Source organism: Streptomyces sp. BE20 (assembly GCF_036322525.1).
GTDB lineage: Bacteria > Actinomycetota > Actinomycetes > Streptomycetales > Streptomycetaceae > Kitasatospora.
This window is the reverse complement of sequence record NZ_JAQYWW010000687.1, coordinates 1-13458: the sequence shown is the minus strand read 5'-3', so window position 1 is coordinate 13458 and position 13458 is coordinate 1. Positions and strand designations below refer to the sequence as shown.

The 13458-nt window shown below is 72.2% G+C and carries 9 protein-coding genes and 1 pseudogene; 6 read left to right on the top strand and 4 right to left on the bottom strand.

Annotated features, from left to right (window positions below; translation table 11 throughout):
• The first annotated feature begins 303 nt into the window (after positions 1-303).
• A complete protein-coding gene (locus tag PUR61_RS15490) occupies positions 304-819 on the top strand; it encodes a hypothetical protein (RefSeq protein WP_329879428.1) in 516 nt (171 codons plus the stop codon).
• An 83-nt stretch (positions 820-902) separates the two neighbouring features.
• Here the strand turns inward: PUR61_RS15490 and PUR61_RS15485 are convergent, their stop codons facing one another.
• Positions 903-2306 (bottom strand): cytochrome P450, encoded by a 1404-nt coding sequence (locus tag PUR61_RS15485; RefSeq protein ID WP_329879427.1) that lies wholly within the window; start codon positions 2304-2306, stop codon positions 903-905.
• A gap of 223 nt (positions 2307-2529) precedes the next feature.
• Here PUR61_RS15485 and PUR61_RS15480 point away from each other — a divergent pair, with 223 nt between their 5' ends.
• Positions 2530-2928, top strand: coding sequence for a peptidase inhibitor family I36 protein (locus tag PUR61_RS15480; protein WP_329879426.1), 399 nt, complete (start codon positions 2530-2532; stop codon positions 2926-2928).
• 136 nt (positions 2929-3064) lie between these two features.
• Positions 3065-4462 (top strand): VWA domain-containing protein, encoded by a 1398-nt coding sequence (locus PUR61_RS15475; protein WP_329879425.1) that lies wholly within the window; start codon positions 3065-3067, stop codon positions 4460-4462.
• 186 nt (positions 4463-4648) lie between these two features.
• Here PUR61_RS15475 and PUR61_RS15470 read toward each other — a convergent pair whose 3' ends face one another.
• From PUR61_RS15470 to PUR61_RS15460, 3 genes are all read right to left on the bottom strand, one after another.
• On the bottom strand, positions 4649-7219 hold the full coding sequence (locus PUR61_RS15470) for a collagenase (protein ID WP_329879424.1): 2571 nt from the start codon (positions 7217-7219) through the stop codon (positions 4649-4651).
• A 436-nt stretch (positions 7220-7655) separates the two neighbouring features.
• Complete coding sequence (locus PUR61_RS15465) at positions 7656-8423, bottom strand: DUF1062 domain-containing protein (RefSeq protein WP_329879423.1); 768 nt, start codon at positions 8421-8423, stop codon at positions 7656-7658.
• 245 nt (positions 8424-8668) lie between these two features.
• On the bottom strand, positions 8669-9373 hold the full coding sequence (locus PUR61_RS15460) for a 2-phosphosulfolactate phosphatase (protein WP_329879422.1): 705 nt from the start codon (positions 9371-9373) through the stop codon (positions 8669-8671).
• A 1036-nt stretch (positions 9374-10409) separates the two neighbouring features.
• Here PUR61_RS15460 and PUR61_RS15455 point away from each other — a divergent pair.
• The 3 genes and pseudogenes from PUR61_RS15455 to PUR61_RS15445 all read left to right on the top strand — a co-directional run.
• Positions 10410-11453: a substrate-binding domain-containing protein gene (locus PUR61_RS15455; RefSeq protein ID WP_329879421.1), complete on the top strand. Its 1044-nt coding sequence runs from the start codon at positions 10410-10412 to the stop codon at positions 11451-11453.
• 234 nt (positions 11454-11687) lie between these two features.
• Positions 11688-13199 (top strand): sugar ABC transporter ATP-binding protein, encoded by a 1512-nt coding sequence (locus PUR61_RS15450; protein ID WP_329879420.1) that lies wholly within the window; start codon positions 11688-11690, stop codon positions 13197-13199.
• A pseudogene (locus PUR61_RS15445) lies at positions 13196-13458 on the top strand (ABC transporter permease); the annotation flags it as partial. The gene PUR61_RS15450 and the pseudogene PUR61_RS15445, both read left to right, overlap by 4 nt.

Sequence of the window (13458 nt, the reverse complement as noted above, 5' to 3'; positions counted from 1 at the left end):
CAAGTCGCGTGTACATGACTACTTCATCGAGGGCCGCCGGATCGGCCGGGGCGGCGGCCACGACCGATTCCCGCCGACGAACGGCCGGTTCCGCCCTCCTGCGAACCATCTCCGGGCCGGGCGGCACCCCGGCCCCTCGCCGTACCCGCGCAGGAGGCCGGTCTCGGCCGGGACCACCCGCCCGCTGCGCGGGTTCGGCCGCAGCGGCCATGCCCGGTGCCCGCCGTCCGGACCCGTCCCCACCGTCACCCAGGCGGGCAGCGCCCGGTCGCGCCGCCCGGCGGCGACACCCACGCTGGACGGGTGTCCTCCGCCAGCGCCTCCGCCCTCGTCGCCGCACTGCGCCGCGACGTCTCGCCCGCCGTTCCCTGCCCCGAGGCGGTCGTGCTCGCCCAGGGACTGCTGCACTCCCCCACTCCCTGGCCGGCCGGGATGCCCAGGCGCAGCATCGGCGGCAGCCCGTTCCGCAATGCCTGGCGCGTCGCCCGGACGGCCACCGGGCTGACCTACACCGAGGGCTTCGCGCTGCGCGCGGCGCCGGCAGGAGTCGTGCACCATGCGTGGTGCGTGGATCCGGCCGGCCGGGCGCTCGATCCGACGTGGCCGGACGGACGGGGACTCGCCTACCTGGGCCTGCCCATGACGACGGCCTGGGTGGAGTCGGTCCGCCGCCGGACCTGTACCCGGACGGCCTTCGTGGGCATCCTCGACGAGGGCGTCCAGCGTTCCCGGGACGCGGAGCGGGTCCTCACCTTCGGCGTCCCCGGGGCCGCTCTCGTCCGGGTCGGCACGCCCGTGACCCGGCCACCGGCCGTCTGAGGCACGCCGGTCGGCCCGGCGACTCCGGCCCGTCCGGGACGGAGCGTGACCTTCCGCACCGGGGGCGCACGGGTCCGTCGCGGTCAGGCAGGTCCGGCGTCCGGGCGGCGGTCCCTCGTCCGGGCCGCGGGCCGCTCGCGGTCGAGGACGCGCAGGTGCAGGCGGTGCGGGCGCAGGACGGTGGTCAGCCGCACCGGGCGGTCGTCGGGCCGCCGGCCGGGCGCCGGGAGCGGGTGCCAGCGGGCCAGGACGGTGGCCAGCGCGATGACCGCCTCGGCGCGGGCGTAGTCGGCGCCCAGGCACTGCCGCGGGCCGTTGGCGAAGCCGGCGAACCCCCAGCGCGGCAGGGCGGCGGCCCGCTCGGGGAGCCAGCGGTCGGGGTCGAAGCGGTCCGGATCGGCGAAGATCCGCGGATTGTGGTGGGCGACGTACGGGCTGAGCAGCACCTGCCCGCCGCGCGGCAGGGTGCGCCCGCCGAGTTCGGTCTCCCGGGTGCAGGTGCGCAGCAGGACCCAGCCGGGCGGGTAGAGCCGCAGCGCCTCGGTCAGGACCCGGTCGGTGCGCGGCAGGTGCGGCAGGTCGGTCCAGCGGGCGGGCCGGCCGCCCGGCAGCGCCGCGTCGACCTCCGTCTGCACGGCGGACAGGACTTCGGGGTGGGCCGTCAGCAGCCGCAGGGTCCAGGAGAGCTGGGAGGCGGTGGTCTCGGTTCCGGCCAGCAGGAGGGCGACGACCTGGTCGTGGACCTCGGTGTCGGAGAGCGGACGGCCGTCGTCGTCGCGGGCGGCGAGCAGTCCGGCCAGCAGGTCGGTGCGGCCGGGGCCGTGGGCCCGGTGGTCGCGTACCAGGTCGGCGACGGTCCGTTCCAGGGTACGGACCGCCGTCCGGTAGCCGGGGCCCGCGGGCAGCCGCACCACGCGCCGCAGGGCGCCGGCGAACGCGGTCTCGAACGCGTGCTGCAGCCGGTCCGACAGTACGTCCGGGGCCTCGGTGCCGAGCAGGGTGCGGGTCACCACCCGCAGGGTGAAGCGGTAGCAGGCGGGGAAGACGTCCACCACGTCGCCGTGTCGCCAGGAGCCGGCCAGCAGCTCCGCCTCCCGGGTCATCACCTCGGCGTACGCGGCCAGCCGGTCGGGGCGGAACTCCGGTTGCAGCATGCGTCGTTGGCGCCGGTGATCGGCGTGGACGCAGGTCGCCAGCCCGTTGCCGAGGATCTCCCGGAACCGCCCGTAGACCGGCCCGCCCTTGTCGAAGGTGCGGTCGTCGGCGTACACCTGCCGGAGCAGCTCCGGGTGGCAGGGGGCCACCAGCCGGTTCGGTCCGAGTCGGACCTCCACGAGGTCCCCGTAGCGGTGCAGCCGCGCCAGGAAGCGTGCCGGATCCCGGACCAGCGCGGGCAGGTGGCCGAGCACCGGGAGCGCTCCGGGCGGGCTTCCGTGGAGGTAGGGCGTGGACGCGGCACCCCGCGCCGACGAGGAGGACGAGGTCACACCGGCAGGGTAGGCGCTCCGGGGAGGGGCGGACAACAGGCGCGGATCCGCTTCACCCGGCCGACGGTCACCGCGGCCCGGACGGTGGGTTCGGAAGGGGGATGCGTGAAGGCGTTGTCACAACGGGGCGTGCTGCCCGGTCGTATGACTGACCGCCAGGGACGGAAGGTGCCCGGCGGCCCCGGGGCTCGACCGCCCCGGTTCGCCGAGTACAGGAGGACAGATGACTGGCCGTTCGACGAAGTACCTGGTCGCGCTCGCCACGGCCGCGGCGGCGCTGGCGGTGTCGGCCACCGCGACCGGGACCGCCACCGCAGCCGGGCGCACCTCCGCAGGGGGTGCGGCTGTGACGAGCGACGCGGTGGTCGTCTGCCGGAACGCCCACTTCGACGACTGCGTCGTCGGCGGTGTCTGGGTGAAGGACCCGCTCAAGAACCTCGACCAGGGCGCCCGTTTCCAGGACTCGATCTCGTCCATCACGAACGCGAGCGGACAGCGGCTCTGCTTCTGGGAGCACAACGACTTCCAGGGCAGGTACCTGAGGCTGGACAGCGGTCAGCAGATCGCCGATCTGGGAGGGAACGTGCTCAACGACGCGATCTCCTCCTGGAAGGCCTGCTGACGCCGGTCGGTCCCGGACCGCACCGGTGGCGTCGAGGGTTCCGGTGACGGTTCCGGGCCCGGTTCCCGTTCCCCGGGCGGGGAGCGGGAACCGGCCCCCGCGCGACCGCCGGGGCCGGTTTCGGCAGACTGTGACCATGGACGATCGATCACTGAGCAAGGGCGCCAACATTCCGATCGATGCCGACGTGGTGAGTGTGGAGCTCAGCTGGTCGGCCGGGGCCGGTACGCCCGACGTCGACGTGTCCGCCGTGCTGGTGGCTGCGGACGGGCGGGTGCGGGGCGACGGCGACCTCGTCTTCTACAACCAGCCCCGGCACGCGTCGGGCGCCGTGACGCACCTGGGGAAGGCCGGTGGCGCCGGGGCGGCCACGGACCGGATCGAGGTGGACCTGGCGGCGGTGGAGCCGGAGGTGGAGCGCATCGTGCTGGCCGCGTCGGTGGACGGCGGCAGCTTCGGCGCGGTGCCCGGGCTGTGCCTGCGGCTGTCCGACGCCCGCACCGGCACCGGGCTGGCCCGCTTCGCGACGGACGCCGGGACGGAGACCGTCCTCGTCGGCGGCGAGCTGTACCGGCGCGGGCGGCAGTGGAAGTTCCGTGCCGTCGGGCAGGGCTACGCGGCGGGGCTGGCCGGGTTGGCCACCGACTTCGGCATCACCGTGGAGGAGGGACCCGCCCAGGACCGGCCCGTGGCTCCGCCGCCGCAGCCGCCGCAGCTGCCACAGCCGCCGCCGCAGCCGTCCCGGCCTGCGCCGTCGGCGCCGGAGCCCGGGAAGGGCGAGGAGCACCTCCCCCCGGGGATGCGCGAACGGCTGTCGCTGCGCAAGCAGCAGGTCGCGGTCAGCCTGGACAAGCACGGAGCCGCGGGAATCGCCGCGCGGGTCGTGCTGGTGCTGGACGCCTCGGGCTCGATGTCGTCGCTGTACGCCGACGGCGTGGTGGCCGACGTGGTGGAGCGGATCGTCCCGGTCGCGGCCCAGTTGGACGACGGCGGGGCGATGCCGGCCTGGACCTTCGCGACGCACCCGGCCCGGCTGCCCGATCTGCGGGTGGGTGACCTGCCCGAGTGGTTGCGGCTGCACGTCCGGGTCGGTGAGCTGGGGCGTCTGTTCGGCCGCCGCGGGCGTCGGTCCGGGCTGCTCGACGGTCAGGTCGACATGACGACGGTGGGCATCTCGAACGACGAACCGAAGGTCATCGCCGAAGTCCGGGACTACGTACGGGGGAACCCGGCGACGGTCCCCACCCTGGTCCTGTTCTTCTCCGACGGCGGCGTCCACCTCAACGCCGCGATCGAGCGCGAGCTGAGAGAATCGGCGCAGGAGCCGCTCTTCTGGCAGTTCGTGGGGCTGGGCCGATCCGACTACGGCGTGCTGCAGCGGTTCGACGACCTGCCCGGCCGGCGCGTCGACAACGTCGGCTTCTTCGCGGTGGACGACATCGGCACCGTCCCCGATCCCGAGCTGTACGACCGGCTGCTGTCCCAGTTCCCGCAGTGGATCACGGCCGCGCGCGGGGCCGGCATCCTGCCCTGAGGCGCGCCGCTTCGACGGGCCGAGCAGCTTGTCGGGGGCTGGACGGACGGCCGCGGAGCAGCCCGGCGGCGCTCGGCCGGGAGGTCCCGGCCGAGCGCGTGCACGGACTGCTTCGCGGCCCCTCGTCGTCCGCGGCGCCGGGGCGGCCCGGAGCACTTCGGCGGGTCAGGGATCAGGGGCCAGGGGTCAGAACTGGGTGCTGACCGTGACGCCGCTGAAGTCGGTGACGGCGTACAGGCTGAGGTAGCGGTAGCCGGCGGTCGGGTTGGTGACGGTGAGGGACTGGGTGGTGCCGGTGCCGGTGGAGGAGACCGTGGAGGCACTCGGCGAGGCCCAGGTGCCCGGGTTGTAGTACAGGTGCGCGGTGCCGGTGCCGCCGGAGGTGGTGACCTTCAGCGTGGTGGTGCCGGCCGGCAGGTAGACGTACAGGTAGTCGGTGTTCCCGGCGGTCGCGGCGCGGCCGGTCCGCGAGCAGTTCCGGCCCATCGCGTCGGTGCGCGGCTCGGTGCAGTTCGGCAGGGCGACCGGGGCCGCGGTCACGGTGACCGAGGTCGGGGTGGTGGCGGCCCTGCCGGTGTCGTCGGTGGCGGTCAGGGCGACGGTGTAGGTGCCGGCCGCCGCGTAGGTGTGGCTCGGGTTGCGCTCGTCCGAGGAGGTGCCGTCGCCGAAGGTCCAGTGCCAGGAGGTGATCCGGCCCGGGCCGGTCTGCACGGACCGCTCGGTGACGCTGACGGTCGCGCCGTTCACCGACGAGTCGAACAGGGCGGTCGGGCCTGCGGCGTAGCAGGCACCGGCGGCGCAGGCGGTGAGCCAGGCGTCGAAGTCGGCGTCGTAGGAGGTGCCGAGGTTGTTGTAGACCGCGTAGCCGCCGGCGTAGTCGCCGACCCGGAAGCGGCCCAGCATGCTGTACACGTCGGCCGGGTGCTTCTCCAGCATGTACCGGACGGCCAGGTAGCCCCACGGATAGACGCGGGTCGAGTCCGCGTTGCCGTAGGTGTTCTGGAAGATGGTGCTGAGCTTGTAGGTGTGCAGGGCGGCCTGGGTCATCGCGTCGGTGTCGGTGGTGGCGCGGTAGCTGTAGGAGATGTACTCGGCGAGGCCCTCGACCCACCAGATGTCCGGGACGGACGTCTGGGTGGTGAAGTTGCCCTTCATGTTGTGGATGCCGTCGAGGTAGTGGGTGTACTCGTGGTTGAGGTTCCACACCCGGGCGGGGTCACCGGTGTTCCAGGCCTTCTGGTACATCACGTTGACGGCCCGGCTGTTCGGGTCGGTCGGGTCCATGACGGTCTGGCCGCCGTTGTCGGTCGAGTTGCCGAAGATCGCCCACGAGTAGGTGGTGTAGTCCGTCTTGTTGGCGAAGATCCCGAGGGTGACGGTCTTGTTGTACTGGTTCGGGATCGGCCCGTTGTCCTTGACCACGTTGTGGAAGAACGCGTCCTGGCTGCGCAGGCTGGCGCAGACGGTGGCCAGTTCGGCGGCCGACAGGGCCTGGGCCTGGACGGTGCGGTTGTCGCAGACCAGCTGGTTCGGCAGGACCACCGAGGTGAGCTTGGCGGGCAGGTCGCAGATGCCGTAGTACGAGCACTGGTTGTTGTTGTAGACGGTGGCCTGGAAGGCCGTGTGCACGTACAGCGGCGCGTCGGCCGTCAGCAGCGGCGCGGCGTCCAGCACCCGCTTGACCAGCGGCTTGGCCACGGCCTCGACGGCGGCGCTGCTCCCGGCCATCCGGGCCAGGTCGTTGCCCGCGTTGGTGTCGAGGACGGCGTTGGGCCCGCCGATCAGGTCCTTGTGGTTGATCGCGAAGTTGGCGAGGGACGTGACGAGGCTCGGGTCGGCGCCGAGCGCGGTGACGAAGTTCGGATTGGCGTTGCCCCGCCAGAGCGGGAACCTCAGCACGGAGTTGACCGCGCCGACCATCTTCGGGAAGGCGTTGTAGGAGTTGTCGTAGTCGTCCAGCACCCGCTTGTAGACGCCCAGGTAGTCGGCCTGGATGTTGGCGCTGTCAGTGAGCGTCAGCACCTCCCTGAGCACGCCGCCGTTGACCTCGGTGACGTCGTGCCAGCGGGCGCCGGCGAAGAACGCGTCCAGGCCGGCCTTGACGGCGGTGGTGAGCGTGCCGGTGTACGGGCCGGCCGCGTCGGGGTAGTAGGACTGGATGTAGTAGCCCACCCGCAGGAAGAGCACAAGCTGCAGGATGTTGGTCGAGTTGTCGCCGGTGTAGCCTGCCGCCAGCTCCTTGAAGGCGGCCGCGACGGGCAGCATCCGGGACTGCTTGAAGATGCCCGGGTCGGTGCTGCCGCTGGTGAACAGCGTGGAGACGCAGTCCGTGGTCGAGCTCTTGAGGAACGCGACCAGATCGGCACCGGTACGACCCGCGAAGTCCGCCGGGGTGCAGCTCTGCGCGGTGGCTTCGGCCGCCGCGCCCGACCGGGCCCGAGCCCCCGGGGAGTCGGACCGGGCCGTGGCCGTCTCCGCGGCCGTGGCGGCCGGTTCGCCCATGAGGGACTCGCTGAGCAGCGCCGGGGTCAGCGGGGCGGCGGGCGTGCCGAGCTTCTCCGACCCCGTCGTCGCGCCGGCGACGGACTGGCCCGCCGGCTTCGCTGCGGCGGTGACCGCGGCTGTCGCGGTCGGGGCCGGTCCGGCGGTCACGGCAGCGGGCGCCGCGAGGGCCTGGGCCGGCAGTACGGCGGTGGCCGTGGCACAACAGGCGACGACGCCGGCTGCGAGGGTGGTGAGTCGTATGCGCAGGTGCACGCCGAGTCCTTCTTCGAGTGGGGGCAGCCTGACGTGGGGTCAGACTGAGTGAAGGAGATTGGCGTGGATCCTGTCATCGAATGAAGGTCAGAACAATGTCACAGGTCATATGACATGAAACTTTCAGCCACCTCGCCGGTCACTGCGCCCCGCCCTGCGACAGACGAGCGAGGGCGGCGACCGGGGCGGCCTGACCTGCGGGCATCGGACGGCCGCCGCGCCGCGGGCCGGGAGGTCGCCCCCGGCCCCGCAGGCCCGGCGGGCCTCGCGGAGTGGCCGGTCTGCGCCCCGGCCGGGACGCCCCAAGGCCCCGACCGTGGCCGCCGGGCCCGTCCGGGGAACGGGGCCCGGCCGGTGCCGCGCGGCGCGGGGCCTCCCGGCGGCTCGAATGCCGGCTGTGCCGACAGGCCGTCAGGAGGCCCCGCTGTCAACCCTCCTACGCTCCCGCAGCCGCCGTCCGCGACGACTGCTGCGGGGCGCCGCGGAACCCGAGCCGGCCCGGGCCGACGCCCGGATCGGTGCTCAGCCCGGCGAGTAGGCCGGTGCTCAGGTCGGCGCACAGGTCAGCACGCAGGTCGGCGCGCAGGTCGGTCGGGGTGCCGGGGAGCTTCGCGTGTTTCGCGGCGTCGACGGAGCCGGGCCCGTGGACGGTGAGCTCGAAGTCCTCGTGCGCCTTGGCGTCCGGAGCCAGCGGCAGTCGGATCCGCCCGTCCCCGACCATGCGGCGCACCTGGGTGCGGCTGAGGCCCAGACCGAGACCGAGCAGGCGCTCGACGCGGACCGGCACGGGCAGCTCGAAGCCGACCAGCACCGTGAGGGGTGTCGGGTCGTCGAGTGCGTAGAGGGGCGTACGGGTCTCCAGTTCCCAGGTGCCGGCCCAGTCGAGCCGGTACCCGTTCTTCGCGGCGAGCGACGCACTCATCGTCAGCTCCCGCACCACGGCGGGGTCGTTGGTCTCGTACGCCACCCGGCGGGCGGGCTCCAGCGACGAGACGTGGACGCGTTCGTGGACGGGCACCTTCGAGGTCCGGTCGCACCCCGCACAGCTCAGGAGGAGCCAGACGTCGAGGAGCTTGCCGTTCGCGTTGACGCGGATCCTGCCCGAGGGCCGGTGGCGCGCGCCGGAGCAGTCCGGGCAGGATCGCACGACGGCGGGCAGGGCGGACTGACGCACGGCCCACAGGGCCTTGCGGTCGGTATTCATAGGGAGGTGGTTGCTTTCAGGACTCAGCAGGAGCTCTCACAGGCCGGGCCCGGGCTCCTGGGATCTGACGGATGCACACGAGGGCGCGAGCCATCACCTCGGGGCCCAGCCGTCAGGCCCCGAGGTCGACCGCGCGACAGGTCGGCGTTGCTACGTGGCAGCTATCAGAAGTCCATGCGGGCGATCGTGATCGAGACCACGGCCCGCGGGCAACTCATTTTCCGCTCGGGATCGCGCTCCGGCGCTCAGACCAGGGCGTCGCCGGTCGACGGAGGCACGGCGTGCGAACGCAGGACCATGAGCGGGCCTTCCGAGGTCGCCACCATGGCGAAGGGGAACCGGTCCAGCTCAAGGCAGAGTTCGACGTCGTCGGGGTGGACGCCTTGACGCACGCCCTCGGTCAGTTCGGCGGCGGCGCGTGACGCGGCACCGCGGCGAAGGAACTCGGCAGCGTCCGTCGGCCCGGCCTCCACGGCCCTGCGGGCGATGTACTGAGCACACGCCAGGTCCTCGTCGGCCTGCCCGTCCTCGCCCGTGACCACGAACGTGACGCTGTCGCTCCCGCGCGCCCGCAGGAGCCGGGCCGTCGCCTCCGCCACCACGAAGCCGGCGCACAGCACCAGCGACGCGTCCTTGACCGCGAGGGCGCCGACCGTCCCCGCCGTGGTCTTCTGCACCACGGTTCGCCCGCCGAGGTCGATGGACCTCAGCATTCCCGGCGAGTTGACGGTGTCGAACCCGGGTGCCAACGGGCCGTCCTTGAGCGCCACCCAGTCCGGGTGGCGGGCCTTGAGCGCCAGGGCTTCGTCCAGCGACCCGGCAAGAACGATCTTCTCCGCCCCCTGGGCGAAGGCCCAGGCAGCCACGGTGAACGCACGCATGACGTCCACCACGACCGCCACGGAGGGAACTTCGGCCAGTTCGGCGATACTGAGGAATCGAGTGTCCATTCCACTCATGATCGCGCATACCCGTCCGCGGACACCCGGCGAGTGACGCGCCTCACGTCGACGACATGGGGCCGACCCGGCCGGGACCGATCAGGGCCGCCTGCTCCGCCGACGCGGGCACCGCGTCCGCCCCGCGGCTGCGCCGTTTCGCCGGGCCGGGAGCCTCGGTCGTCGTCCTCGGGGGCCCCCTCGCCGCTCTCGGCGAGGGGCTCGCCGAACCGCTGCGGGCGGCTCTACGGGAGCTGACCGGCGGGCGCACGTCGCCGCCCCCGGTGGTGCGCTCGGCGCTGGGCGACCGGGCGCCGCTGCTGGGCGGGGTGCACCTGGTGCTGTCGCAGGCGCGGTTCGCCACCAGGTCGCGGGTACCGGCGCCGCGCCCGGGGGGGCTGAACCGGCGCTGCGGTCACGGGCCGGACCCGAACCGCACGGGCGACCGCACAGGCCGGCTCTCCGGGGCCCGGTTTCCGTCGGTATTCGGTCATTGGACCGGACTCGGCGCAATTCCTTGACGGGTCCACTGCCGTGCGGATCGGATGGCCGTTCCGCAGGCGATTCCGGTCGGCCGCCGACCCGGGGCGGGCGCCTTGACCCGCGCCGCCCCGGCGGTGATTCCGTACCGGCATTCCGCGCCGAAGTCGGGGCCCGCGAGCGCGCCGCACCGCGCGCCGATTCCTCCACAGCGTTCGTCGAGGGCGTTCGCACCGCCCCGGCGGCCAGTCGATCCCGAAACCAACTCCGCGCACGATTAGTCGAACTGATGGTCCGTCGAATCCTGACTCCGACCGGCCCGGCAGTCGCTCCACTCGATGGTCACAAGGTGATGTCAACCGTCGAATCCACTTGACGCCAACGATGGACACGGCTGTCATATGTGGCGTCCCGTTGGAAAATGTTTGTTCATGAGGGATTAGCCGCCTCGCCTCGATCAGCCCGAGCGAGTCCCACTCCCCCACGACCGGCCATGACCACCAGGGCCGCTGTCATCTCCCGCCCCGCACCACGCGCCGTTTCCGGCGTCCGCTCGAAGGAGCTCCCCATGTTCCGTTCCACCAGCCGTACCGTCGCCGCGGCAGGTCTGCTGCTCGCTCTCGGTCTGACCACCGCGTGTTCGACCGGCCAGGAGTCGACCAAGGCCGCCGACGCCCCGGTCGCCAAGGTCGACGGGAAGATCTCGATCACCTACCTGCAGAAGCAGGGCGACCAGGAGTACTTCGTCGGCGAGGCCGCCGGAGCCAAGGCCAAGGCCGCCGAACTCGGCGTCGACCTGAAGGTCGTGAACCTCGGCAACGACGCCAACAAGACCATCAGCGAGGTCCAGGCCGCCATCGCGCAGAAGACCAACGGCATCGTCATCGTCGTCCCCGACCCCGCCGTCGGACCCCAGGTCGTCCAGGCCGCGAAGGACGCCAAGATCGCCCTCCTCACCTCCGACGACCAGATCTGCACCAACGGCCCCGACCCCTCCGCCTGCGCCAAGGACAACCTCGTCCCCCGCATCGGCTTCTCCGGCACCCAGATGGGCGGCGAGGTCGGCAAGCGCGCCGCCGAGGAATTCAAGAAGGCCGCCTGGAACCCCGCCGAAACCCGCACCATCTCCGCCTGGAAGCAGGACGTCACCGTCTGCGGCGACCGCGTCAAGGCCGCCAAGGAAGCCTTCGCCACCACCGCCCCCGGCGTCCAGAACATCGACGTCGCCACCGACAACACCCCCACCGGCGCCCAGGACAAGATCGCCGCCACCGTCACCGCCAACCCCGGCGTCAAGAACTGGGTCCTCTGGGGCTGCAACGACGAGAACGTCCAAGGCGGCGTCACCGCCCTGGAGAACGCCGGCATCGGCCCCGACCGCGTCATCGGCGTCGGCCTCGGCGCCTACCTCGCCTGCAAGAACTGGGGCTCCGGCAAGCCCTCGGGCATGAAGGCCGCACTCTTCATCAACGGCAAGGACGTCGGCGCCCTCGCCGTCCAGACCATGTACGACAAGCTCAAGAACAGCAAGGACTTCCCCAAGGAAGCCTTCGCCCCCACCACCATGGTCGACACCACCACCTGGAAGACCGCCGGCGTCACCTGCACCTGACACCCCCGGGAACGGCCGTCCGGGCCCGGCCCCTTTGCCGCCGGGGCCGGAGGCGGTATCCCCCTTCCGTCGAACCGGCCCGTCGACACGGCACCGCCCCCGACGCGGTGCCTCCCGCTCGACGGGCCCTCCGACCCTCCCGCCCGACCGAAGGCGACCATGATGAGCGAAGCTCACGTCACGAGTCCGAATCCCTACCCGCCCTCCGTTCCGCCGCCTGCGGGGACCGCCGGTGTGCACCAGGTCACCAAGCGGTTCGGCGCGGTACGGGCCCTGGGCGGAGTCACCCTCGACTTCCCCGCCGGCCAGATCACCGCCCTCATGGGCGAGAACGGCGCCGGCAAGTCCACCCTCCTCAAAATCCTCACCGGCGACCACCAGCCGACGGAGGGCCACGTCGTCCTCGACGGCCACCGCATCGACCTCGCCTCACCCGCCCAGGCCCGCACCGCCGGAATCCGCATCATCCCCCAGGAACCGGAGATCATCCCCCACGTCTCCGTCGCCGAGAACGTCTACGCCGGCGCCCTCCCCCGCAAGACCGGCCGACGCCTCGACCGCACCGAACTACACCGCCGCATCACGGCCGACCTGAAGCGCCTCGGCTTCGACAAAGTCCTCGACCCCGACCTCCTCGGCTCCCAACTCACCCCCGCCCAAAGGCAGCTGGTGGAGATCCTGCGGGCACTGACCGGCGACGCCAAGGTGATCGCGTTCGACGAACCGACCTCCTCGCTGTCCGAACACGAAGTCGACGCCCTCTTCACCCTCATCCGCCGCCTACGCGACCAAGGCGTAGCCGTCGTCTACGTCTCCCACCGCATGCAGGAGATCTTCCAGCTCGCCGACCGCATCGCGGTGCTGCGTGACGGCGCCCTCGCCGGCGTGCAGGACGCGGCCACGACCAGTGAGGGCGATCTCGTGCGGCTGATGGTCGGGCGTGATCTGTCCACCATGTTCACCCGCGAACGCGTCGCCACCGACCGCCTCGTCCTCGACGTCCACGGCCTGACCACCGACCACGTCACCGGCATCGACCTGCGCATCCACGCCGGTGAGGTCGTCGGCCTGGCCGGACTCATCGGGGCCGGACGCTCCGAACTCGCCCTCGCGCTCGCCGGTGACCAGCCCGTCCGCTCCGGCACCGTCACCCTCGACGGCCGCGCCCTGCGCTCCGGCAGCCCCGGCGACGCCATCCGCGCCGGCCTCGGCCTCGCCCCCGAGGAACGCAAAGCCCAGGCCCTGTTCCTGCACCGCTCCATCCGCGACAACACCAGCACCGTCGTCCTGGAACGCCTGCGCCGCTTCCGCTTCGTACGCCGCGCCGCCGAACGCGAGCTCGCCCAGGAATACACCGACCGCCTCCGCGTACGCACCCCCTCCATTGAACACGAGGTCCGCAAACTCTCCGGCGGAAACCAACAGAAAGTCGTCCTCGCCCGCTGGCTCGCCCGCAAACCCAAAGTCCTGATCCTCGACGAGCCCACCCGCGGCATCGACGTCGGCGCCAAAGCCGAGATCTACCAGATCATCGCCGACCTCGCCGCCGAAGGCGTCGCCATCCTCGTCATCTCCTCCGAACTCCCCGAAGTCCTCGGCCTCGCCGACCGCATCATCGTCATGCAGAACGGCCGCATCACCGGCGAACTCGACCGCACCACCGCCACCGAGGAAGCCATCCTCAACCTCGCCATGGCCGACGACATCGCCGCCGCGACCGCACCCGCCCCAGGAGCACCCTCATGACCACCACCACCAAGCCCCCGACGACCGAGGCCGCACACCGCGGTCCCGGCCGGGACCGGTTCGCCGTCCTGGCCGCCGTCGGCGGTCAGAACCTCAGCCTGATCGGTGCGCTGGTCGCCGTCCTCGCCCTGTTCGGCATCCTCAACGACAACTTCCTCAGCCTCGGCAACATGCAGGTCATCGCCGAAGCCGCCACCATCACCGGCCTCCTCGCCATCGTCCAGACCGTCGTCATCATCTGCGGCGGCCTCGACATCTC